Raw genomic sequence first — 20039 nt, forward strand, 5'->3', positions numbered from 1 at the left:
ACGGACCACAGGGTCACCGACCCCGGCCACAGCTTGACGCCGTGCTACGGCGCCGCGGCGGAGCGGTGGCGATCCTACCCGTTCAGAGCGCGGTAGCGTTTTTCCAGGACGACGATGGTCACGAGATAGAAGGCGACCACCACCGCCGGGATGGCGGTGAAGCGGTATTCAGGAAGCAGATACCACACGGCCACGATGCCGAGGGCGCGGCCGATGCCGTGAAAGAGTCCGACCCAATGCCGGGCGAGGATGGAGAAGGGGATCCACATGAGACCGGTGAGAATGCCGACCGTCATGGGCAGCGAACTCTTTTCCACGAGGTAGAAGGGGATCGCGATCGAGTAGGTCATGAAGGCCATGATGATCGTCGAGAGGAAGATGCGGTCGAAGAAGTTGCCGGGCTTTGTTTTGCCCAGAAGGTCCTCGCCGGTGAGCTTGGACAGACCGAGGGCGAGGTAGAAGATCGAGCCGGTGCAGATGAAGATGGTGAGCTCGGCGACGGGGCCGGGCTTGAGGGCGCCAACGATGCCGATGACGATCCACATGATCGTGCCGGCCAGGGGCATGGTGAGGAAGCGGGCGGCGGCGAATTGGCGCCATTGCTCGTCGAGGGAAAGGGGAGAGCGGGGATTGAACATCGAAGTAAGGGAGCGTGCAGCGAGGACGTTGCTTCCCGCGAAAAGGACAACGGCTTCAGGATCAGCGGTCCGCCGACCGCACGAGTGGCTGCGGGGCGTCAGAGGGCGGCGCGTTCGGCGACGGCGGTCTGGTAGGCGGTGCTCGCTTCCTGCTGCGAAGCGGCGTTGATGTGCATGTCGCGCAGCAGGCCGTCCTTGAGGCTGTAGATCAGGCCGTGGACGATGAGTTTTTGGCCGCGGTCCCAAGCGTCCTGCACGATGGTGGTCTGGCACACGTTGGCGACCTGTTCGATGACGTTGAGCTCACAGAGTTTATCGTGGCGGTCTTCATCGTTCTCGACCTGGCAGAGGCAGTTGCGGTGTTTGTCGTTCACGTCCTGCACGTGCCGCAGCCAGTTGTCGGCGAGGCCGACGCGTTGGCAGGTCATGGCGGCTTTCACACCACCGCAACCGTAGTGGCCGACGACCATGATGTGTTTCACTTTGAGCACATCGACGGCGAACTGGATGACCGAAAGGCAATTGAGGTCGGTGTGGACGACCACGTTGGCGATGTTGCGGTGGACGAAGACCTCGCCGGGGAGGAGGCCGATGATCTCGTTGGCGGGCACGCGGCTGTCGGCGCAACCGATCCAGAGGAATTCCGGCGTCTGCTGTTGGGAGAGGGTTTTGAAGAACTCGGGATCTTCCCGCGTGATGGATTCGGCCCATTCGCGGTTTTGCTGGAAGAGACGTCGGAAGGTTTCCATGGGCCGCGGAGTGTCCGCCAGCCATGGAGCTTCGCAAGGAAAAGCGGTCTGTTACGCGGGGACCGGCCGACCGATGAATTGGCGGTGGAGCTCGGCGTAGATCACCTCGGTGTCGGCGTCGTAGAGGAAGCTGAAGTCCCGGGCGATGCCGAGGAGCTCGGACTCGAAGAGCGCGGTCTCGGTTTCTTCCGGGGCTTGTGCGGAGCGGGTGGGCGGCGAGGCCGGGGCACAAAAAAACCTGCCGTTGAGGTGGCAGGTCCGGGCGTTTTGCAGGGCTTCGGCGATGATCTCGGAGAGCAGCGGCGTGGCGGTCTCCGGGGACGGATGCGATGAACTGAAGTAGACCATGGCGAGGAACGGTTGAAGGTTGCGGTTTGAAACCAAGACCCGCCGGAGCCGAAAAGGTTCGGTTGGTCGCGCCATGATTAAGCAGGCGTGAGACCACCCGGCGGCGAGGGCGCAACAATCGGGTGAAGTTTGAGGCCGGGTTCTGCGCGGGGGCCGCAGGATCAGATCGGCTTCCAAGTGTCGGGCGGGGTCTCGGGCAGGCAGGAGACGGGAATCCAGCCCTCGTGCAATCCGTCATCGGTCACGACCAGGTGCCAGCCGGAGACGGTCTCGATCACGTGCACGAGGTCACCCTCCGCAACGTTGAGCTCGGTGGCGGCATAGTCCCGCTGGGCGGTGCCGCGCTTCTGGAGTTCGTCGATGCGAAACCATTCCGCCGGAAAGTAGCCCGGCACGCCGCGGGCATCGCTGCCGCTGAACCAGCCGGGGTTGTTCTCGTCCATTTGGCGCACGGTCACCTGTTCTTCGGCGGCGACCACCGGCGTGACGGCGAACGAGGCCTCGTGTTCCTGCAGCACGGCGGTGGCGGGGCCGGTGGCGGGGGGGCCAACGGTGAGGCGCTTGCGCATCTTGAAGCGGGTAAACATCTCGCCGAAGCGTTCCACCCGCTCGATCTCCGTCACGCGGTAACCAAAGCGGTTGAAGGCCGGGCGGCTCAGGTAGCTCGCCTCGGTGCGCAGCCACGGCGCGCCGTTTTCGTTGGCGATGGCCTCGAGCCGCCGGTGGAGCTTGGTCGCGAGGCCCCGGCGGGCGTAGTCGCCGCGGGTGTAGAGGAAATCAAGGTGGTCGGGGGGGGTGTAGGCCGCGAAGGCGGCGACGACGCCGTCGACCTCGGCCACCCATGGGTGGCCGGCCAGGATGCGTTGGCGAAACTCCTCCGGCTCCGCGCTTGGCCAGGTGGCCCAGGCGGCTACCTGCGCGGCGGAGTAAGCCTCGGGCCCGATCGAGCGCACCGCGTCGATGTAGATCTCGGCGAGCACCGGCAGGTCGGCCGCGGTGGCCGGGCGCAGGAGAGGGACGGGGAGGGTGGAGGTGCTCAAAGCGGCTTGAGAAAGGAGACCGTGCGTTCGACTTCGCGGAAGCCGAGGCGCTGGTGGGCGGTCTGGCTGGCGACGTTGTCCAGTTCCGCGTCGCTGGCGAGTTCGCGATATCCGGCTTGTCGGGCCCAGTCGGCGGCGGCGTCGATGAGGGCGCGACCCACCCCGCGACCGCGCCAACCCGGCTCGACATACCAGCCCTCGAGATAGGGCGTGGTGGCGGTGCTGCTGGCGACGACGTGGTCGCGGCGCCGACTGACTTCGGCGAAACCGATGGCGGTGTCGGTCGCATCGACGGCGAACAACACGACGCCGGGCGAGCGCAGGTAGATCTCCTTCTCCACGGCGTGACGTTCAACCGGGCAGTCGGGCCAAAGGGCCTGCCGCAAGCGCGCCCAGGCGACATCGTCGGCCGGGGCGTCAGTGAGCGGGCGTATTGAAAAGGTGGATGCGGTCGGCATCGGCGGCGGTCAGGTGTCGAACAGGCGGTCGCCGAAGTCACCGAGGCCGGGCAGGATGTAACTGCGGTCGTTGAGCTCGCGGTCGATGGCGGCGGTGATGACCGGCACGTCGGGGTGGGCCGATTCGAAGGTTTCGATGCCCTCGGGCGCGCTCACGATGGAGACCATGCGCAGGTCGGTCGCGCCGTAGTCCTTGAGGATCTGCACGGCCTGCACGGCCGAACCGCCGGTGGCGAGCATGGGGTCGACGCAGAGCACGCGGCAGCCCTCGACGGGAGGGAGTTTGCAGTAGTAGCTGCGGGCGATCGCGGTGTCGTGGTCGCGTTCCAAGCCCACGTAGCCGACGCTCACGTTGGGAAAAAGATCGGTGTAGGGCTGGAGCATGCCGAGGCCGGCACGCAGGATGGGCACGACCACCAAGGTTTCCTCGAGCACGGTGCCGTCCATTTGCTCGAGGGGCGTCTCGATGGTTTTCACGCCGGTGGGCAGGTCGCGGGTGGCCTCGAGGGCGAGCAGGAGACCGATCTGGTGGCTGAGGGTGCGGAAGGTGGCGGGCTTGGTGGTCTTGTCGCGCAGGTGGGTGAGGATGTGCGACGCGAGGGGGTGGTGCAGCAGGTGGGCCATGGGATTGTCGATTTCGGATTGTGGATTTTCGATTCTGCTGAGGTCAGAGCAGGCCGCGAAGGACTTTGCGCTCAAGCAGCTTGGCGAGGTGGCCGTGCAGCTCCTTTTTTTTGCCCTTGAGACCGGGCATGAGGGCGAGCCAGGCGTAGACGTCGGGCCGGGATTTGGCCGGCATGACGGGTGGGGTTTTGAGAACCTTGTTGAGCGCCCGCACGACCTGAGTGGCGACGCGGTCGCAGATGATGGAGGCGGTGGCGGAGGCGTGCTGGCCGGCGAGGCGGGTGATGTCGTCGGGCGCCTTGCGCAGACGAGATTTTTGCAGAACGCGGTAATCGATGAGGCTGGCGGCGCGCACGACCTCGGTGCGCGGGTAGAAGCTGGCCATGAGGTTCCACGGGTCGTGGCGGGCGCTGCCCTGGTCGCCAGCGGCGCGCAGGTCGGTGCGCAGGATGACGGTCGGGATGTCGGCGAACTTGGCCAACATGAACTCGACCACGGTGCCGCTATCGAGTTCGGTGCCGTCAAAGTTGAAGATGGCGAGGTCGGCCTCAAAGAGGGCGAGGATGTCCTGATCGCGGATGACGTGCGGATTGAGCCCGCGCAGCTCAAAGTCCTGCGGCAGGTGGCAGAGGTATTTGCCGTGCGATTTCTCGTAAATGGCCTCGGCCAGGTAGGCGTTGCCCACGAGGTGTTTGATGTCGAAGAGCTCCCCGGCGAAGTAGACCGAGTAGCTCTTGGCGGCAGGCTTGAGTTTGCTTTTCACGCGGGGAGAGGACGTCGGTGGCGGCGCCAGTGAGATGCAACAAAAACCGCGCTGCCGGGGCAACGCGGTTTTGCGGGGAAAGGGGGCGAGTTGAACCGCAGACTTTTCGCAGGTAGCCGTAGATCCACTCCACAGTCCTCACGCCGTCCGGAGGTCGGCGTCCACCTTGGCGGACTATGGAATGAGCGTCAGCGTGTGCTCAGGCTCGCCGGGCAGGAGCGGCGTCGGGCGGGCGTTGAACCAGTCTTCGTGGCCGGCGCGGTAGAAGGGCGAGAGGGGGTTGCCGCTCTGGCCACCCGGCAGGTGGAAAATGCCGTCGGCTTCGTGGCCGGGGGCCACGACCATGCGCAGGGAGGCGCCGAAGCGCGGGCGGGCGACGTGCGGCATGCGGTTGTCACCGGACTGGGGGCGCGATGGGAGATTGATCCAGGAGGCGAAGGGATCGGGCAGGAAATCACCGAAGGGGTGGTGCAGGGCCAGGGTGTTGGCCTCGCCCCAGGTCGCGGCCGCGAGCTCGGTGCCGGCCTCATCGAGGCGGGCGATGACGCGGTCGACGGCGGCGAGGCGCAGGGCGTCCCAATCGGCGTAGGTGGCGGCGAGCAGGTGGATCGGTTCGTCGCGGTGCAGGGCCCAGAGTCCGGCCTCGTAGCGGAGTTTCCAATACGGGAAGGCGGGGTCGGCGCGATAGGCGCGGTCGAGGATCGGACGCAGGGTCAGCGGCACCAATTGGCTGCGCCAGTCGCGGAGCAGGCGGTAGCCCACGGAGTCGGCGGCGGCGCGGCCATCCCATGCGGTGATGAGGCGGCGGAAATCGGCGCGAGCGGGCGTGGCGATGGCGGCATCGCCGGCGCGGTCGAAGGTTTGCACGAGGAGTTCGCGCCAGCGCAGCGCCCACTCGGCGTGTTCGTCGACCTGAATGGCGAGCAGGTCGGCGGGCTCGGCGGGACGGGCGAGGGCGGCAAGGGCGCGCTCGATTTGGGCGGCACGCTCGGGATCGTCGTAACCGGCATCGCCGAGTCGTTCGAGGGCGTCGCCGCCGACTTGGCGTTGGTTGCCGGACCAGACGGAGCCATTGGCGGGGGCGCGGACGACGGGGCGTTGGTCGGCGGGTAGCCAACCGTCCCAGCCGCGATCGCCGTAGGTCCAGTCGGTCGGGAAGCGCCCATCAAAACCGAAGCGGTGGGGCAGGCGGCCAATGAGGGTCCAGGCGGCGTGCCCGGCGCGGTCGACGACGAAGAAGTTTTGGTTGGGCATGCCAACCTCGCTGGCGAGCGCGATGGCGTCGTCGACAGTGGTGGTGTTCACCAGCTCGAGGAGGGCAAAATTTACGGCGCTCGGATCGTGAAAGGTCCATTTGTGGGCGTAATTGCGCCCGCGGTCGTTGGCGCCGACGAGGGGACCGTAGATGGTCCACGTGGTTTCCACGGTCTGGGTATCGCCGCCTTTGACCGGGATCTCGTCGGTATGGAAATCGAACTCCAGAAACTCGCCCTTGCCGCGGTAGAGGAGCTCCGGGGCTACCGGGTTGAGGTCGACGAGGACGAGGTCGCCGGTGTCGACCGTGGCGTTGGTGAAGGACCAGGCGACGCGGCCATTGGAGCCGATGACGACGCCGGGCATGCCGGGAATGGTCGCGCCGTTGGCTTGGCGGGGGGCGCCGTTTGGATCGGTCCAATTGAGTTGGGCCCGATACCAAACATTGGGTAGGAGCAGGTTGAGATGTGGGTCGCTGGCAAGCAGGCCGGCGCCGGAGGCGGAGCGTGGTCCGGGGAGGGCGATGGCGTTGGAGCCAAAGCGTGGGGCTTCGCGGAACGCGGTTTCGTCGGCGGGGGTGCTCGGCAGGGCCTGTTGGCGGAGGTTGACGAGGTCGGCGGACGGCGGCGCGGGGAGGTCGGCGACGGTGTGGTCGAGGGCGCTGTCGTGCGGCCCGATGAGCGGGTTGAAAAAGTCGACGGTGCGCGTGCCCATGGTGTCGCGCAGGGTGGAGAGGGTCTGTTCGTAAGCGCCGGTCGAATCCTGGAGGTCGAGGGTCATGGCATAGAACACGAGCACGGTGTCGACGGTGGTCCAGGGGCGGGGGGCGGTGCGGGTGATGGAGTATTCCCAAGGGTCGGATTCGAGGGATTGCAGGCCGGCGTTCACGCCCTCGGCGTAGGCTTCGAGCCAGGCGCGACGGTCGGCGGGTTCATTGGCGATGACCGTGGCGGCGAGTTCCGGGAAACGGTGCACGACGTTGGCACGATCGAGCGGGACGGCGTCTTCGCCGAACAGTTCGGCAAGGCGACCGCTGGCGCGGCGGCGCATGAGGTCCATTTGGAAGAACCGGTCCTGGCCATGCGCGAAGCCGAGGGTGCGGAGGGCGTCGGCGAAGGTCTGGGCCTCGATCACCGCGATGCCGCGCTCGTCGCGCGAGAGGGAAGCGGCGGCGGAGAGACCGGGCAAGGGGCGTTCGCCGTCGAGGGGCGGCAGGCTGCCCTGCACGCGCGACCAGATCCATGCGAAGGCCGCAAGGAGAACGAGAAAGACGGTGCAAAGGCCGAGGCCGATCCAGCGGAGGAGACGGGAAACTTTCATGGGGCGCGGCGAAGACGGAGGTGTTGGAGCACGTTTTGCACGATGGTGGCCGGGGACTCAACGACGTCGCACCACAGGGCCGCATCCGGCGACGGCGGCTCGAGGGTGGCGAGTTGGGAGTCGAGCAGCGTGGGCGGCATGTAGTGGTCCGTGCGAGCGTGCAGGCGATCGGCCAACAGGTCGCGTTCGCCGTGGAGGAAGACCCAGGCGGGGGCGTGCTCGGGTGGAGCGAGGCGCTGGCGATAGGCGGCTTTCAGGGCGGAGCAGGCGAGCACCACCCCGGCGCCGCGATCGGCGTGCTCACTGAGCAGGGCGCGCAGCCGATCGAGCCACGGGGCGCGATCGTCGTCGTTGAGGGGGGTGCCGGTCCGCATCTTGGCGACGTTGGCGGCCGGGTGGTGGTCGTCGGCGTCGACGTAGATCCAGCCGAGCGCGGCCGCGACCTGCCGGCCGATGGTGGACTTGCCGGTGCCGCACACGCCCATCACGACGACGGCGCCGGGGGGAGGGGGCGACTCAGGCATCGGCGCCGCCAATCGCTCGACCTTCGTCGATCTCGATCAGGTCAAAAAAGGTTTCCACGCCGCGTCCTTCGAAGCCGTCCTCGGCCACGCGTTGGCGCAGGAAGTCGGAGCGTTCGTCGCGCCAGCCGAGTTTGCGCACGAAATGGTTCCAGGTGTGGCAATCGCTGTCGCTGCGATCGGTGCCGGTGGTGAAGAGCCACGCCTCGAGCTCGGCGTCGGTGCCGCCCTGCAGCACGCGCTCGCAGACCGCGGCGTAGTCCACCCCGGCGAAGGTGCACAGGCGTTGGTCGAGCCCCTTGCCGAGGCTGCCGTGGTAGTCGGCCGGCAATTCGCCCCGGGCGTGCAGGCGAATCTTATCAAACATGCGGCCGACGTAACACAGGCGTGTGACGACGGCGTAGGGGCTGCGGAGTCCGGTAACGGCGGGCATAGCGGGCGACTGTGCGCGCCGGAGCGCCCGGGTCAATTGCGGCGCCAGTAGACCCAGGTGCACAAGGCCGCGGCGGCGAGGGTGGGCAGCACGATCCACCACGGGTTGAACGGCATCTGGTAGTGCTTCACGACCCAAAAGGTGCCCCAGCACTTGAGCGCGATGAGGATCCATCCGACGAGGATCAGCAGCTCGGAACGTCGGCTGCGTCGGACCGGCCGCTTGACCGTGACCTCCTTCACGAAGGCGCGTTCGTGATCGTCGGAGTCGGACGGGTTACGGAACGGCAGGAGGTTGGCGAACATGGTGGCGGAGGGGGCGGTCGGGCACGGTAGGTGTTTCCGCCAAAAAGGAAAGTGGGCGCGGCGAAGAATCTTTTGACGTGATTTTTAGCCTGTCGTGAAGGGCTCGACGCCAACGACTTGGCCGTGTCGCGCGCGGGCCTACGCAATGACCGCAGCGCGAATTTTGAAACATTCCCGGCGGCGCTTTGGTCGGAAGGGGCAACAACGTTTGAACCATGAAAACCACCATCATTCTCGCAACTCTCGGGCTTCTCGCCGGCGTCGCGTCGGCGGAATCGGTCGGTGCGGTGAAGGTGAACTTCGTCGATACCGACAACTTCACCGACTTCACCGACTCCTACTCGTTCCCCGATCGGGGGCGTGAAGCCTACGTCAAGGAACTCGCGCAATTCATCGAGCAGCGGGCGGAGTCCCGCCTCGGCGGTGACCTGCAGCTCGAAGTCGTGATCACCGACGTCGACATGGCCGGCGAATTCGAGCCGTGGCACGGCGCGCGCGCCCAGGATGTGCGCATCGTCAAGGACCTGTATCCGCCGCGCATCAACCTGAGTTTCCGCCTCACCCGCTCCGACGGCACGGTCGTCGCCGAGGGCAATCGCCGCCTGCGCGACCTCGGCTTCATGTTCGCCGCCCGCCCTGGTGACAGTGACCCCCTGCGCTACGAAAAGCAGCTCATCGACAGTTGGATGCGCAAAGAATTTCGAGGCATGGCGGCCTGACGAGCGCCGTTCACCGCCTTTGATTTGAACCCGGCCGCCGGCATTGTTTTGCTGGCGGCCGTTTTATTTTGAGTTCGTCGTCAGTCCCACCCCCCGCCGTCAGCCCGGACGCCACCTGTCGCATCGACCGTTGGTTGTGGTCGGTGCGAATCTTCAAGACCCGCAGCCTTGCCGTCGGTGCCTGCCGCGGAGGTCATGTGAGCGTCGGCGAAACGGTGGTGAAACCCGCGCGCGACGTGCGTATCGGCGAAACGGTGACGGTGCGCGACGGCCTCCTGCAACGGGTCTTCGTGGTGCGGGACCTGCCGGCCTCCCGCGTGGGGGCGAAGCTGGTGCCGGACTTTTGTGAAGACCGCACGCCCCCGGAGGAAATCGAGCGGGTGAAAAATGCCCGCGTGCAGCAGATCCTCGCGCGCGACCGCGGCGCCGGCCGTCCCACCAAGCGCGATCGGCGCCAGCTCGACGAGTTGTTTGGCGCCTCCTGAGGCACACTTTCCATGGACGTGTTCTCCAAATTCGAAACCGAACTCGATGTGCGCCCCGACGACATCGACCTCTATCAGCACGTGCACAGCACCCGCTACCTCGACTACGTGCTGGCGGCGCGCTTCATCCAGATGGAGCGGCACTACGGCATGTCGATGAGTGACTTCGCCGCGCGGGGTCTGGGTTGGTATATGACCTCGACCACGGTGAACTATAAACGCCCGCTCGGCCTGGGTGATCGCATGATCGTGCGGTGTTGGATCACCGAGTTCACCCGCTTCGGCTGCAAACTGAGCTTCGAGATCGATCGCCTGCCGGATCGCAAACGATCCTGCGACGGCAGTTGTGACTACGCCCTCATTGATCTGCCCACAAACCGCGCCGTGCCGTTGCCGGATGACGTGCGGGAGAAATATTCCATCTAATGAATTTGTTCGACTCCTCCTGCCGGCGCCTTGGGGCGCTGGGTCTCGCCACCTTGGTGGCGCTTTTGGGTTTCGGTTGCGCCCAGCAGCACACCGGTGACGCCAAGGGCAACATCCTGCACATGGCCAACGCCACCGAGCCATCTGACCTCGATCCGCAGACGGTGACTGGGCGGCCGGAGAGCACCATCATCCGCGCGCTCATGGAGGGCCTCGTGATTCCCGACCCGAAGACGCTCAAACCGATGCCGGGGCAGGCGGAGTCGTGGGAGATTTCGGACGACGGTCTGGTCTACACCTTCCACTTGCGGCCCACCGCCCAGTGGTCCAACGGCGACCCGGTCACCGCGCAGGACTTTGTGACCTCATGGCAACGCATCCTCACGCCGTCCCTGGGTTCCGAATACGCCTACATGCTCTACCCGGTGGTGGGCGCCGAGGCCTTCAACTCGGGTGAACTCACCGACTTTGCCCAGACCGGGTTCAAGGCCCTGGATGAGCGCACCATCCAGCTCACGTTGGATCACCCGACGAGCTACCTGCTGGATATCCTGCACCACTACAGTTGGTATCCGATTCACCCGGCCACGGTGGCCAAGTTCGACGGCATGGAGCGCAAGGGCTCGAAGTGGACCCGGCCGGAAAACTATGTGGGCAACGGGCCCTTCGTGCTCACCGAGTGGATACCCAATCAGCACGTGCAGGTGAAGCGCAGCGAGACCTACTGGGACGCGGCCAACACCCGGCTCGACGGCGTGCGGTTTTACCCGATCGACAGTGTCGATGCCGAGGAGCGCATGTTCCGCACCGGGCAGCTCGACCTGACCTATTCCTTGCCGCTGTCGAAGATCGACCACTACCGCGATGAGCGGCAGGACGTGTTTCGCATCGATGACTTTCTGGCGGCGGCCTACTTCCGCGTGAATGTGAATCGGCCGCAGTTGCAGGACCCGCGGGTGCGTCGCGCCTTGGGCCTGGCGATCGACCGGCAGGGCCTCGCCTACGAAGTGCAGCGCGGCGCCAAGTTCCCGGCCTTCAGCTTTTGTCCGGCGATGCCGGACTACCCGGCGCACAACACTTTCGTCGACGATGTGGCGGAGGCGAAACGCTTGCTGGCCGAGGCGGGTTATCCCGACGGCAAGGGCCTGCCCAAGATCGAGATCCTTTACCCAACCTCCGACACCGGACGCATCGTCTGCGAGGCCCTGCAGTCGATGTGGCGCGGCAACCTCGGCATTGACGTGCAGCTCTACAACCAGGAGTGGAAGGTCTACCTCAACACCATGCAGGAGCAGGACTATGACGTGGCGTGGAGCGCGTGGATCGCCGACTACGTCGACCCGCTGTCCTTCTTCGACATGATGGTGACCGACGGGGGCAACAACCGCACCGGCTGGTCGAGTCCGCGTTTCGATGAACTGGTCGAGGAAGCGCTGGCGACGCGTGACCTCGCGCGGCGCCAGGCGATCTTCGCGGAGATGGAGGAAATCTTCGGCCGCGAAGTGCCGGTCATCCCGCTCTACACCTACACCAAATACTTCGCCATCGATCCGGCGGTGAAGGGCGTGTATCCAACCCTCTTGGACATCCACCCGCTGCAGGCGGTTTGGTTGGAGCGGTGAGACCGAAGGACTGAACCGGGGTCACCGACCCCGGCTACAGTTTGGGCTGGTTGCAGCCGGGGTCGTTGACCCCGGTCCGCGTTACTCCCGCGGTTGTTTGTCGGTGCGGAAGGGCGCCGTCGGCAGGCCCTCGCCGTTGACGAGATTGACTGGAGTGTGACCGGTCCAGGCGTAGCGCACGTAGCGCGGCAAGGGAACGGCTTTGCTGGTGAGGCGCACCGACTGCGGGCCCTCGATCTTGGCGTTGGCGGGATGAAACGCCAGGTCATCGCCCGCGATCTCAAAGGCGAGGGGCGCGCCGCCGTCGGTTGTGTGCAGGCCGGCGGCGTGATCGAAAACGACCCGCGCGCTGCCGTCTTCGTAGAAGGCGGCGGTGAAGGTGGGGCCGGAGTCGATGAGGTCGCGGCCTTCGAGACGGCGCAGCGCGAGGCGGGCGAGACGTTCGCCGACCGCGGTTTTGTTGCGTGGGTGAATGTCATTGGGATCACCGACGTCGAGGATCACGACCTGGCCGGTGTGCGGGAGTTCGAGGGTCTGGGTCTGGGTTTCGCGCAGGTAGGCCCAGTCGACGTTGCCCGGCGCCCAGTTGGCCAATTGCACCCAGTAGAAGGGCAGCTCGGGCTGCTCAAACTGCGCGCGCCAGGACTCGATGACGGCGCCGAAGAGCGTGCGGTAGGTCTCGGGCTGATCGGCGTTGGCCTCGCCCTGATACCAGATGACACCTTTGAGAGCGAAGGGGGCGAGCGGCGCGATCATGCCGTTGTTGAGCACGAGCGAGGCATTCTCGGCGCCGGGGCGCCACGGGGCGTTAGGCTTCGGCGTCCGCTGGCGATCTGCTTTCCAGTCAGCAAGTTTTTCCCGGTAGCGGACGACGGCGTCATGGATTCCCTGATACGAAACCGCCTGGTGGGAGGTGCTGGCTTCGAGCACGTCGAGGTCCTCCAGCGCCGCCGGCGGGAGCCAGGCTTCGGCGGGGGTGCCACCCCAATTGCTGTTGAGGAGGCCGATCGGCACGCCGAGTTCGGCCTGCAGGCGGCGGGCGAAATAAAAACCGACGCCAGTGAAATGGGGCGCGGTTTCGGGCGTGCAAACCGTCCAGGTGCCGCGCGCTTCGGTGATCGGATCGCGGGCGATGCGGCGCTCGATCTTGATATGCCGGATGAGCGGGAGGTCAGCCGCGGGCACGGCGGTGGCGGCGTCGGTTGTCAGGCGCAGGGGCCACTCCATGTTGGACTGGCCGCCGCAGAGCCAGACGTCGCCGATGAGGATGTCGGTGAGGATGAGGGTGTTGTCGCCGCTGACCGTGAGGGTTTGACCGGTGGCGTTGGCCGGCAAGGCAGCCAAGTGCACCGACCAAGCGCCGTCCTCATCGGCGGTCGTGCGGAGCGTCTGCCCGGCGAAGGCCACGGTGACCTCTTCACCCGGATCGGCCGAACCCCACACCGGCAAGGCCTTGTCGCGTTGCAGGACGGCGTGGTCGGTGAAGACCGGGGCGAGGGTGACATCGGCCGAAACGGAGACGGCGGAAAACGAGAGCGCGAACAGCAGCGCGGACAGGGGTTTCATCGCCCGCCAGCAGAACGATCTGCGGCGGACGATGCAAGGGAGGGCGCGGAGCTTATTTGAGCGCCGCGAGGTCCGCGCCGTGGTTCAGGTGCACGACCCGGCCGTCGATGACCAGCGCGGGCACCGACGCAACCCCGGCGGCTTCGGCCTCGGGGAGGCGATTGCGAGATTCGCCGAGGTGGACGACTTGGAGTTCGGTTTTGCCGCGGTCGAGGTAGGACTCGACGACGGTTTGGGCTTCGACGCAGACCGGGCAACCGGCGTGATAGAAGATGGCGGATGATTTCATGGTGTAGTGGTGGTTTCGGATTATTGGGCCCACCAGACTGGCGGGCCGATGTCGTCACCTTAGCCGACCTCGCCGTGGGTGAGAATTGGGCACAAAACGGTGCGTGCCCCCTCACCAAAAAGTAAGGACTAGGCAGCTGGCGGAGGATGGCCTACGCTCCCGGGTTCATGCCCGCGAAACACCTGAGCCTGAAAGAGCGCATCGCCTACCGGAGCCTGGAAGACGTGGTCGGTTGCAAATGGTCGGCGGCGGTCGTCGGGGCGATCAAACGCGGGGTTAACCGACCGGGTCGCTTGGAGCGTTATATTCCGGGCATATCGACCAAGATTCTGAACGAACGGCTGCGTCGCCTGAGTGAATACGGGCTGGTGGTGCGGCAGGACCTGTCGCAGGCGACAACGCTGCACGTCGAATACCAGCTCACGGCCGCCGGCGAGCGGCTGGCGGACATCATCGAGCAGTTGCATGCCCTGCAAACGGAGCATGACGCGCGGAGGTAACGCGTTGTAGCCGGGGTCGGTGACCCCGGTTCGTAACGCTCCCGACCGGGGTCAACGTCCCCGGCTACAGCGGCCAGCAGATGCTACTTGAGCGTCTGCAGGTAGGCGAGCACGTCGCGCAGCTCGCGGCGGCTCATGATCGTGCCCATGGGGGGCATCGAGGAGGTGAGCGGCGACCGGGCGGTTATCTCCGAGGTCGGCACCGACCGTTCGGTGGCGTCGGGCAGCTTCATCCGCACGGAATCGGCATCTTCCTTCATCAGCGTGCCGGCCACGACCTCGCCAGAGTTGAGCGTGAGGGCGGTGAAGCCGAACCCGGGCGCAACGTCGGCGCCGGGCATGACGAGCGCGCGGAGGAGATATGCGGGATCCTTGTTGCCGATGCGGTTTAGGCGCGGTCCGACGTTGCTGCCGGGGCCGTCCACGCGGTGGCAGAGGGTGCATTGCGCGGTGACCGAGGTGCGGAAGATCGATTCGCCTCGGGCGGGGTCGCCGCCGTAAAGGGTCTCACGGTAGGGCGCTAGGGGATCGGAGGCATCCTTGGATTGTTGATACGCGGCGAGGGTGGCCGTAACGGTGTGGTCCTTTGTGGTTGCGGCGGCGTCGATTACGTCGAGCGCCAGGGCCAGCGGCAGGCTGCCGTTCTGCAGAGCATGGAGCGCGTCCCGCAGGGCTTGATGGGCAATTGCATCGTCTGACGCGGCCACAACGTGCAGCGCGGCGCGAGCGAGCGGGATGTCGGCGGAAGTGATGTGGGCGCGGGCCTCGGTGAGCGCACCGGCGGGGTCGGCGGTGGCGAGGGCACGCAAGGCAGCGGAGCGCACCGCAGCGTGAGCGGATTTAAGGGCCGGTCGAGCGACCTCGGCCAAACCAGTCGGTTGGGACTGCTCCAGCGTGCGCAGGGCGTCGGCGGCGAGCGGAGTGTCCTGCGCGACGATGGCCATCAGATCGGCAGTGTCGGGCTCAATGGAGAACGTGGCCGCCGCGTCCCAGGCCGCGCGGGCGAGTTGAGGATCGGCGTCCTTCGCCAAGGCGTTCAAGGCGGGCTTCACCGCACTGGCCAGGGAGGCAGGGTCGATCGGTGGGAGGGCGCGGAAGGCGCCTTGCACCGGATCGAGTTTTGGCGGCTCGGGCCAGGTGCGCAGCAGATCGAGGGCATGCAGGCGCAGGGCGGTATCGTGGTCGTCATCTTTGGCAAAGGCAGCCACGCGGCCGGCGTTGGTGCCATCGCGCAGACGCTGGGCGGCGGCGAGGGCGCGGCGGGTGGTGCGTTGCCGTTGCGGTGTGGGGTGATCGAGCAATGCGGCGAGGGCGGGCAGGGCGGCGGGAATCGACTCGTCGTCGTAGATGGCGAGCGCGGCTTCGGCCACAACGAGCGGATCGGTGTCCTGCAGGAATTGGGCGACGAGGGGAGAGCGGTGGCGCCGGAGTGCGACGACGGCGGCGAGGCGATCCGAGCTGGCAGGGGCGGAGGTGAGTTCGGCGAGTTGCTCGGGCGTCGCGCAGCCCGCGAGGCCCATCACGACGGCGTGGCGATGGTAGGGGTCGGTGCCATCGCGGCGCAGGTAGTCGAGCAGCGCGGGCACGGCCTCCGCGTGCCGGAGGCGCCCGAGCGCGATGGCGGCGAAGAAGCGCGGGCGATCGGCTTCGTCGGCGAGCAGGCCGATGAGGGCGTCCGTCGTCGCGGAAACAGCCGGTCGCGCCTCGCCGATGATTTTGGCGGTTTGCGCGCGGAGCTCGGCGTCGGGGTCGGTCAGCAGCGCGAGTAACGAATCGGTGGATACGGCTTGGCCGTGGCGCAGGCGCTGGCCGAGGCCCCAGATGGCATGGGCGCGGGCAAGGCGGTCGGCGGCAGCGTCGGTGGCGACCGCGGTAAGAACGTCGCCGGCATCGCGGCGCACGAGTTCGAACTGGGCCTTCATGCGCACGCGCTGGTCCGGATGGGCGAGATGGGTCGGCAGGTCGGCGAGTGCGACGCTGCTCCAGTCCTGAGCAATGAGACCGGCGGTTTCGCGCCGGAGCTCGGAGTTCGCAAAGGCCGGGTCGTCGAGGGTCCAGACGGCGCCCTGTTCATTCATGGCGTAGCCGTCGGAGGACCAGTCGGCGGCGTAGAGCTTGCCGTCGGGGCCGAAGGCGAGGCCGACCATCAGCACGCCGGAGGCGGCGGTGTGGGAGTTCACCATGCGGAAGGCGGCGCCATCGGGTTCGGCTTGAAAGGCGTAGAGCTGGCGGGAGGGGAAGGCGGAGAGGAAAAAGTAGTCGCGATAGGCGGGGGACAGGGCGGTGCCAGGATTGAAGGCAAAACCGGCGGGTCCGTCGTAATAGAGGTCGAGGGCAGGGAAGAGGTAGGCGGGCTGGTCGGCGTGCGGCGTCACATCAAGGCCCTCGTCCTGCCAGGGATTGTATTGGCCTTGTCGATACTGCCAGTAGGTGCGCCAGCCGGTCTCGGAACCCTCGGCGAGGTAGACGAAGCGTTCGCGCTCGCCGGGCATGTCACCGTCGTTGTCGACGCCGAGCAGGTTGCCCCAGGCATCGAAGGCGGGTTCCTGCACGTTGCGGATGCCGGTGGCGTAGATCTCGAAGTTGGAGCCGTCGAGTTCGGCGCGCACGACGGCGCCACTGTGGGGGTTCCAATGGCGGGAGCCGTCAAAGGCGGCGACGTTCATCCCGCGGTCGGCGACGGCGGCGTAAATGCGACCGTCGGGGCCGATGGTGGAGCCGGAAAAGTTGTGACCGCCGTAGCCGATGTGGTGGGAGAAGCCATGGGCGAGGACGGTGCGCTCGTCGGGAATGCCGTTGCCGGTGGTGTCGGTGAGGCGGACGAGGTCGGGTTCGACCGCGACGTAGAGTGAGTGATCCCACGCGGCGAGACCGGCGGCGATGCCGGTGATGTGGGTGTTCTCGGTGGCGTTGAATTTGACGAAGGTGTCGGCCACACCGTCACCGTCGGTGTCGGTGAGGCGGGTGATCTGGTCGGCGAGCAGGTTGAGGTCCGCGAAGTCGAAGGAACCGTCGCCGTTGGTGTCCTCGAAACGACCGGCGAATTGGGCGGAGTTTTCGGGCGTGAGCTGACTTCGGAAGAAATCGCGTTTGGCGTCGACCGAGGTGAGGCTGAGGTCGGTCTCGATCCACTCGGTGAAGCGGCGGATGTCGAGGTCGGCGGCTTGGCGGCGCACGACGGAGGTCGCGTAAACGTCACCCTGTTCATCGACGGTGACGGCGACGACGTTGCGCACCATGGGCTCGCGGGCGAACTCGGTGAACTTGAGCGAAGACGGGTCGGGCGGCGCGGCCGAGACGGTGACGGCGGCGGCAGTGGCGGCGAGGAGGATGGGCAGGCGGCGAGTGAACACAGGGGGTGGGATAGAGCAGGGAAAATGAACCACAGATTTCACAGAAGGGCACAGATGACGGCTCTGTGTTTTCTGTGAAATCTGTGGTTGGAACGGGTTGGCTTTCAGGCGGTGGTGAGGCCGGCGAGGACACCGCGCAGGTAGGCGATGGAGCGGAGCATGCCGGGCACGGGGTTTTCGGCGTCGATCTCGTATTCGAGGTTGGCGCAGCCGGTGTAGCCCTGACGTTGGAGTTGGCGCAGGAGCGCGGGGATGGGGAGCAGGCCTTCGCCGACAACACACTGGCTGTCACGATCGGTCTTGTCCTTGAGATCCTTCAGGTGCAGGTCGAAGAGGCGCGGTCCGGCGAGGGCGGCCTCCTCCACGATGTCGGCGCCGGCGCGGGTGGCGTGGCCGATGTCGAGGCAGACGCCCATGCGGGGGTCCATGCCCTCGAGGTATTTCAGGGCGTCGCGGGCGGCGGGGTATTCCTTGTCCTCCGGACCGTGGTTGTGGATGGCGATCCTGATGTCGTATTCCTGCACGAACTTTTCGATGCGGGGCAGGGCGGCGATGAGCGGCGAGCACACCATGACCGGCATGCCGGCGGCTTTGGCGTATTCGAAATACATGCGGATGTCGTCATCGTCGTCCTTGCGCAGGGCGATGTTGCCGCCACCGACGATGGTCAGTCCGGCCGCCTCGTAGCGGGTGCGGGCGACTTTGATTTCCGCGGTGCTCAGCTCGTAGGGCAGGTGAAAGGACTTCAGGCACAGCCACGGGGTCTGCAGCGCGTGCATCGCGTCGATGACGCCTTCGACCGGGAGTTTGCGCAGCGAGTAGGACGCGACGCCGATGCGAAACGGAACGTTGGCTGCGGTGGTGCCGTCGGGGATGGGCGCGGTGGCGGAAACGGTCGAGCGGCCGAGGGCGAGCGAAGCGGCGGCCAGTCCGGCGGTTTTGAAAAACGCGCGCCGAGACGGGGCGGGGTGGGGCGTTTGGGGCATGGGTAACGGCTATGCCGATCGGGCCGGTTTGCCAGCGGATTTCCGGGTGACGGTCCGAACGCCGGTCGACGAAACGGTCACTGTTCAACGGTGGTGGCGGGATTGTTTCCCTTCTGATGCAGGAAGGCGTGCAGCTCTCTCGCGAACTTGTCGCCGATGCCTTCGACGTCGCAGAGTTCGGCGGCGCTGGCGGCCTTCAATTTTTCGATGGTGCCGAAGTGTTCCAGCAACGCGGCGCGACGGCGCGGGCCGAGGCCGGGGAAATCATCGAGGATCGACTCGCGGATCTTTTGGCTACGCAGGTCGGCGTTGAAGGTGTTGGCAAAGCGGTGGGCTTCGTCGCGTAGGCGTTGGAGGAGTTGCAGACCTGGGTCGGTGAGGCCGAGGTTCAGCGGGTCGCGTTCGTCGGGGAAGATGATCGTCTCGTGTTTCTTCGCCAGGCCGATCATGGGCGGTGGCTCGAGGTCGAGGGCGATGAATGACTTCAAGGCAGCGCCGATCTGACCGCGGCCGCCGTCGATCACCACAAGCTCGGGCAAGGGGCGACCTTCGTCGCGGAGGCGGCGGTAGCGGCGGCCAACCACTTCCTCCATGGCGCGGAAATCGTCGTTGCCGATGAAGCTCTTGATTTTGAAGCGGCGATACTGGGCTTTGTCGGGTCGGCCGTGGGTAAAGTGCACCATGGAGGCCACGACGTAGGTGCCGCTGATGTGGGAGATGTCGAAGCACTCCATGTGCTCCGGCAGGCCGGGCAGGGCGAGGGCGTCGCGCAGGCGCTCGAGGGCTTCGTCGTCGGTGCGGATGACCGGGTGGTCGCGTTCGAAGCGGCGGGTTTTTTTGATGGTGCGTTCGAGAGCGAAGACGATGTCGCGCAGCTCGGCGGCCTTTTCGTAGGCCTGCTTGCCGGCGGCCTCCTGCATTTCCTCGCGGAGGGTGGCGAGCCACTCGCGGGACTTGCCGTCGAGAAAGTCGCAGGCGGCCTCGACGCGGGCGCGGTATTCGTCGGTCGTGATCTCGTTGAGGTGGCCGTAAATTTCCTGGCGCACGTCGTCGTAAAGGCGCCAGCGGCCGTCGGGCAGTTGCTGCGGCGTCGAGTCGGCGAGCAGGATGCCGAACTGGCGGCGCATCTGGGAAAGGGTTTTGCGCAACAAGCCGCTGTGGGCGAAGGGCCCGAAGTAGCGCGAGCGTTGGTCCTTGCGGAGGCGGGTGAGGCGGAAGCGCGGCAGGGTTTCACCGAGGTCGACGCGCACGAGGAGGAAGCGTTTGTCGTCGACGAAGTCGGTGTTGTATTTCGGCTTCCACTGCTTGATGAGCCGCCCTTCGAGGAGCAGGGCTTCGGGTTCCGATTTAACCTCGATGGTCTCGAAGTCGGCAATCATCTCGACCAGCGCGCGGATCTTGGGCGAGTGGACGTGGGCGCGCGACGGGGTGAAGTAGGAACCGACGCGCTTCTTCAGGGCCTTGGCCTTGCCGACGTAGAGGATGCGCCCGAGCCGATCCTTCATGAGATAGACGCCCGGCTTCTCGGGAAGCTGGCGGACTTTCTCTTTGAGGTTGGATTGGATGCTCATGGCTGGATGTTGGGAGCTGGAACCTGGGCGCTGGGAGCCGCGATGCGGCCGACAGTGATTTGCGGTAGA

General features: G+C 66.2%; 21 protein-coding genes. 5 read left to right on the forward strand and 16 right to left on the reverse strand.

Annotation, left to right across the window (positions count from 1 at the left end):
• Positions 1-74 precede the first annotated feature (74 nt).
• The 11 genes from AC0MRV_RS01840 to AC0MRV_RS01890 form a co-directional block, all read right to left on the reverse strand.
• Positions 75-638, reverse strand: coding sequence for a DUF7010 family protein (locus tag AC0MRV_RS01840; RefSeq protein WP_472762717.1), 564 nt, complete (start codon positions 636-638; stop codon positions 75-77).
• A 98-nt stretch (positions 639-736) separates the two neighbouring features.
• On the reverse strand, positions 737-1387 hold the full coding sequence (gene can / locus AC0MRV_RS01845) for a carbonate dehydratase (RefSeq protein ID WP_472762718.1): 651 nt from the start codon (positions 1385-1387) through the stop codon (positions 737-739).
• A gap of 51 nt (positions 1388-1438) precedes the next feature.
• Positions 1439-1735 (reverse strand): hypothetical protein, encoded by a 297-nt coding sequence (locus AC0MRV_RS01850; protein WP_472762719.1) that lies wholly within the window; start codon positions 1733-1735, stop codon positions 1439-1441.
• Positions 1736-1896: 161 nt separating this feature from the next.
• Complete coding sequence (locus AC0MRV_RS01855; protein WP_472762720.1) at positions 1897-2775, reverse strand: GNAT family N-acetyltransferase; 879 nt, start codon at positions 2773-2775, stop codon at positions 1897-1899.
• Positions 2772-3233 (reverse strand): GNAT family N-acetyltransferase, encoded by a 462-nt coding sequence (locus AC0MRV_RS01860; protein WP_472762721.1) that lies wholly within the window; start codon positions 3231-3233, stop codon positions 2772-2774. The genes AC0MRV_RS01855 and AC0MRV_RS01860 overlap by 4 nt, the downstream gene beginning before the upstream one ends.
• Positions 3234-3242: 9 nt before the next feature.
• Positions 3243-3857, reverse strand: coding sequence for a uracil phosphoribosyltransferase (upp, locus tag AC0MRV_RS01865; protein ID WP_472762722.1), 615 nt, complete (start codon positions 3855-3857; stop codon positions 3243-3245).
• A gap of 43 nt (positions 3858-3900) precedes the next feature.
• Positions 3901-4620 (reverse strand): nucleoside 2-deoxyribosyltransferase, encoded by a 720-nt coding sequence (locus AC0MRV_RS01870; RefSeq protein ID WP_472762723.1) that lies wholly within the window; start codon positions 4618-4620, stop codon positions 3901-3903.
• 174 nt (positions 4621-4794) lie between these two features.
• On the reverse strand, positions 4795-7194 hold the full coding sequence (locus AC0MRV_RS01875; RefSeq protein WP_472762724.1) for a penicillin acylase family protein: 2400 nt from the start codon (positions 7192-7194) through the stop codon (positions 4795-4797).
• Positions 7191-7718, reverse strand: coding sequence for a gluconokinase (locus AC0MRV_RS01880; RefSeq protein ID WP_472762725.1), 528 nt, complete (start codon positions 7716-7718; stop codon positions 7191-7193). The genes AC0MRV_RS01875 and AC0MRV_RS01880 overlap by 4 nt, the downstream gene beginning before the upstream one ends.
• Positions 7711-8148 (reverse strand): DUF5069 domain-containing protein, encoded by a 438-nt coding sequence (locus tag AC0MRV_RS01885; RefSeq protein ID WP_472762726.1) that lies wholly within the window; start codon positions 8146-8148, stop codon positions 7711-7713. Before AC0MRV_RS01885 ends, AC0MRV_RS01880 begins: the two co-directional genes overlap by 8 nt.
• Before the next feature lie 32 nt (positions 8149-8180).
• Entirely contained in the window at positions 8181-8453 is a 273-nt protein-coding gene (locus AC0MRV_RS01890; RefSeq protein ID WP_472762727.1) for a hypothetical protein, read from the reverse strand.
• Between the two features lie 215 nt (positions 8454-8668).
• Between AC0MRV_RS01890 and AC0MRV_RS01895 the strand changes: the two genes are divergently transcribed.
• From AC0MRV_RS01895 to AC0MRV_RS01910, 4 genes are all read left to right on the forward strand, one after another.
• Entirely contained in the window at positions 8669-9172 is a 504-nt protein-coding gene (locus AC0MRV_RS01895; RefSeq protein ID WP_472762728.1) for a DUF3016 domain-containing protein, read from the forward strand.
• A gap of 68 nt (positions 9173-9240) precedes the next feature.
• Positions 9241-9657 carry an RNA-binding S4 domain-containing protein gene (locus tag AC0MRV_RS01900; protein ID WP_472762729.1) on the forward strand — a complete coding sequence of 139 codons (417 nt, stop codon included), beginning with the start codon at positions 9241-9243 and terminating at the stop codon, positions 9655-9657.
• A gap of 12 nt (positions 9658-9669) precedes the next feature.
• The gene (locus AC0MRV_RS01905; protein WP_472762730.1) at positions 9670-10083 is read left to right on the forward strand and encodes an acyl-CoA thioesterase; all 414 of its coding nucleotides are present in this window, start codon (positions 9670-9672) and stop codon (positions 10081-10083) included.
• Positions 10083-11705 carry a peptide ABC transporter substrate-binding protein gene (locus AC0MRV_RS01910; RefSeq protein ID WP_472762731.1) on the forward strand — a complete coding sequence of 541 codons (1623 nt, stop codon included), beginning with the start codon at positions 10083-10085 and terminating at the stop codon, positions 11703-11705. The genes AC0MRV_RS01905 and AC0MRV_RS01910 overlap by 1 nt, the downstream gene beginning before the upstream one ends.
• A gap of 81 nt (positions 11706-11786) precedes the next feature.
• Here the strand turns inward: AC0MRV_RS01910 and AC0MRV_RS01915 are convergent, their stop codons facing one another.
• Positions 11787-13271: a sialate O-acetylesterase gene (locus AC0MRV_RS01915; protein ID WP_472762732.1), complete on the reverse strand. Its 1485-nt coding sequence runs from the start codon at positions 13269-13271 to the stop codon at positions 11787-11789.
• Positions 13272-13323: 52 nt separating this feature from the next.
• Positions 13324-13560: a thioredoxin family protein gene (locus AC0MRV_RS01920; protein WP_472762733.1), complete on the reverse strand. Its 237-nt coding sequence runs from the start codon at positions 13558-13560 to the stop codon at positions 13324-13326.
• A 167-nt stretch (positions 13561-13727) separates the two neighbouring features.
• On the opposite strand from AC0MRV_RS01920, the gene AC0MRV_RS01925 reads away from it, so the two are divergent.
• The gene (locus tag AC0MRV_RS01925) at positions 13728-14060 is read left to right on the forward strand and encodes a winged helix-turn-helix transcriptional regulator (protein WP_472762734.1); all 333 of its coding nucleotides are present in this window, start codon (positions 13728-13730) and stop codon (positions 14058-14060) included.
• Positions 14061-14143: 83 nt separating this feature from the next.
• On the opposite strand, the gene AC0MRV_RS01930 is transcribed toward AC0MRV_RS01925, so the two are convergent.
• The 3 genes from AC0MRV_RS01930 to AC0MRV_RS01940 form a co-directional block, all read right to left on the reverse strand.
• Positions 14144-17413 (reverse strand): DUF7133 domain-containing protein, encoded by a 3270-nt coding sequence (locus AC0MRV_RS01930; protein ID WP_472762735.1) that lies wholly within the window; start codon positions 17411-17413, stop codon positions 14144-14146.
• 104 nt (positions 17414-17517) lie between these two features.
• Positions 17518-18399 carry a sugar phosphate isomerase/epimerase family protein gene (locus tag AC0MRV_RS01935; protein ID WP_472762736.1) on the reverse strand — a complete coding sequence of 294 codons (882 nt, stop codon included), beginning with the start codon at positions 18397-18399 and terminating at the stop codon, positions 17518-17520.
• 77 nt (positions 18400-18476) lie between these two features.
• Positions 18477-19970, reverse strand: coding sequence for an excinuclease ABC subunit UvrC (locus AC0MRV_RS01940; RefSeq protein ID WP_472762737.1), 1494 nt, complete (start codon positions 19968-19970; stop codon positions 18477-18479).
• Positions 19971-20039 lie beyond the last annotated feature (69 nt).

The sequence above is a fragment of the Actomonas spartinae genome (assembly GCF_051209155.1).
In the GTDB taxonomy this organism is placed as follows: domain Bacteria; phylum Verrucomicrobiota; class Verrucomicrobiia; order Opitutales; family Opitutaceae; genus Actomonas.

What these genes read in the sequence shown, in the direction of transcription:
- AC0MRV_RS01840 (WP_472762717.1), bottom strand. Translation starts at nt 638, where the DNA reads ATGTTCAATCCCCGCTCTCCCCTTTCCCTCGACGAGCAATGGCGCCAA.
- can (WP_472762718.1), bottom strand. Translation starts at nt 1,387, where the DNA reads ATGGAAACCTTCCGACGTCTCTTCCAGCAAAACCGCGAATGGGCCGAA.
- AC0MRV_RS01850 (WP_472762719.1), bottom strand. Translation starts at nt 1,735, where the DNA reads ATGGTCTACTTCAGTTCATCGCATCCGTCCCCGGAGACCGCCACGCCG.
- AC0MRV_RS01860 (WP_472762721.1), bottom strand. Translation starts at nt 3,233, where the DNA reads ATGCCGACCGCATCCACCTTTTCAATACGCCCGCTCACTGACGCCCCG.
- upp (WP_472762722.1), bottom strand. Translation starts at nt 3,857, where the DNA reads ATGGCCCACCTGCTGCACCACCCCCTCGCGTCGCACATCCTCACCCAC.
- AC0MRV_RS01875 (WP_472762724.1), bottom strand. Translation starts at nt 7,194, where the DNA reads ATGAAAGTTTCCCGTCTCCTCCGCTGGATCGGCCTCGGCCTTTGCACC.
- AC0MRV_RS01880 (WP_472762725.1), bottom strand. Translation starts at nt 7,718, where the DNA reads ATGCCTGAGTCGCCCCCTCCCCCCGGCGCCGTCGTCGTGATGGGCGTG.
- AC0MRV_RS01885 (WP_472762726.1), bottom strand. Translation starts at nt 8,148, where the DNA reads ATGCCCGCCGTTACCGGACTCCGCAGCCCCTACGCCGTCGTCACACGC.
- AC0MRV_RS01890 (WP_472762727.1), bottom strand. Translation starts at nt 8,453, where the DNA reads ATGTTCGCCAACCTCCTGCCGTTCCGTAACCCGTCCGACTCCGACGAT.
- AC0MRV_RS01895 (WP_472762728.1), top strand. Translation starts at nt 8,669, where the DNA reads ATGAAAACCACCATCATTCTCGCAACTCTCGGGCTTCTCGCCGGCGTC.
- AC0MRV_RS01905 (WP_472762730.1), top strand. Translation starts at nt 9,670, where the DNA reads ATGGACGTGTTCTCCAAATTCGAAACCGAACTCGATGTGCGCCCCGAC.
- AC0MRV_RS01910 (WP_472762731.1), top strand. Translation starts at nt 10,083, where the DNA reads ATGAATTTGTTCGACTCCTCCTGCCGGCGCCTTGGGGCGCTGGGTCTC.
- AC0MRV_RS01915 (WP_472762732.1), bottom strand. Translation starts at nt 13,271, where the DNA reads ATGAAACCCCTGTCCGCGCTGCTGTTCGCGCTCTCGTTTTCCGCCGTC.
- AC0MRV_RS01920 (WP_472762733.1), bottom strand. Translation starts at nt 13,560, where the DNA reads ATGAAATCATCCGCCATCTTCTATCACGCCGGTTGCCCGGTCTGCGTC.
- AC0MRV_RS01925 (WP_472762734.1), top strand. Translation starts at nt 13,728, where the DNA reads ATGCCCGCGAAACACCTGAGCCTGAAAGAGCGCATCGCCTACCGGAGC.
- AC0MRV_RS01935 (WP_472762736.1), bottom strand. Translation starts at nt 18,399, where the DNA reads ATGCCCCAAACGCCCCACCCCGCCCCGTCTCGGCGCGCGTTTTTCAAA.
- AC0MRV_RS01940 (WP_472762737.1), bottom strand. Translation starts at nt 19,970, where the DNA reads ATGAGCATCCAATCCAACCTCAAAGAGAAAGTCCGCCAGCTTCCCGAG.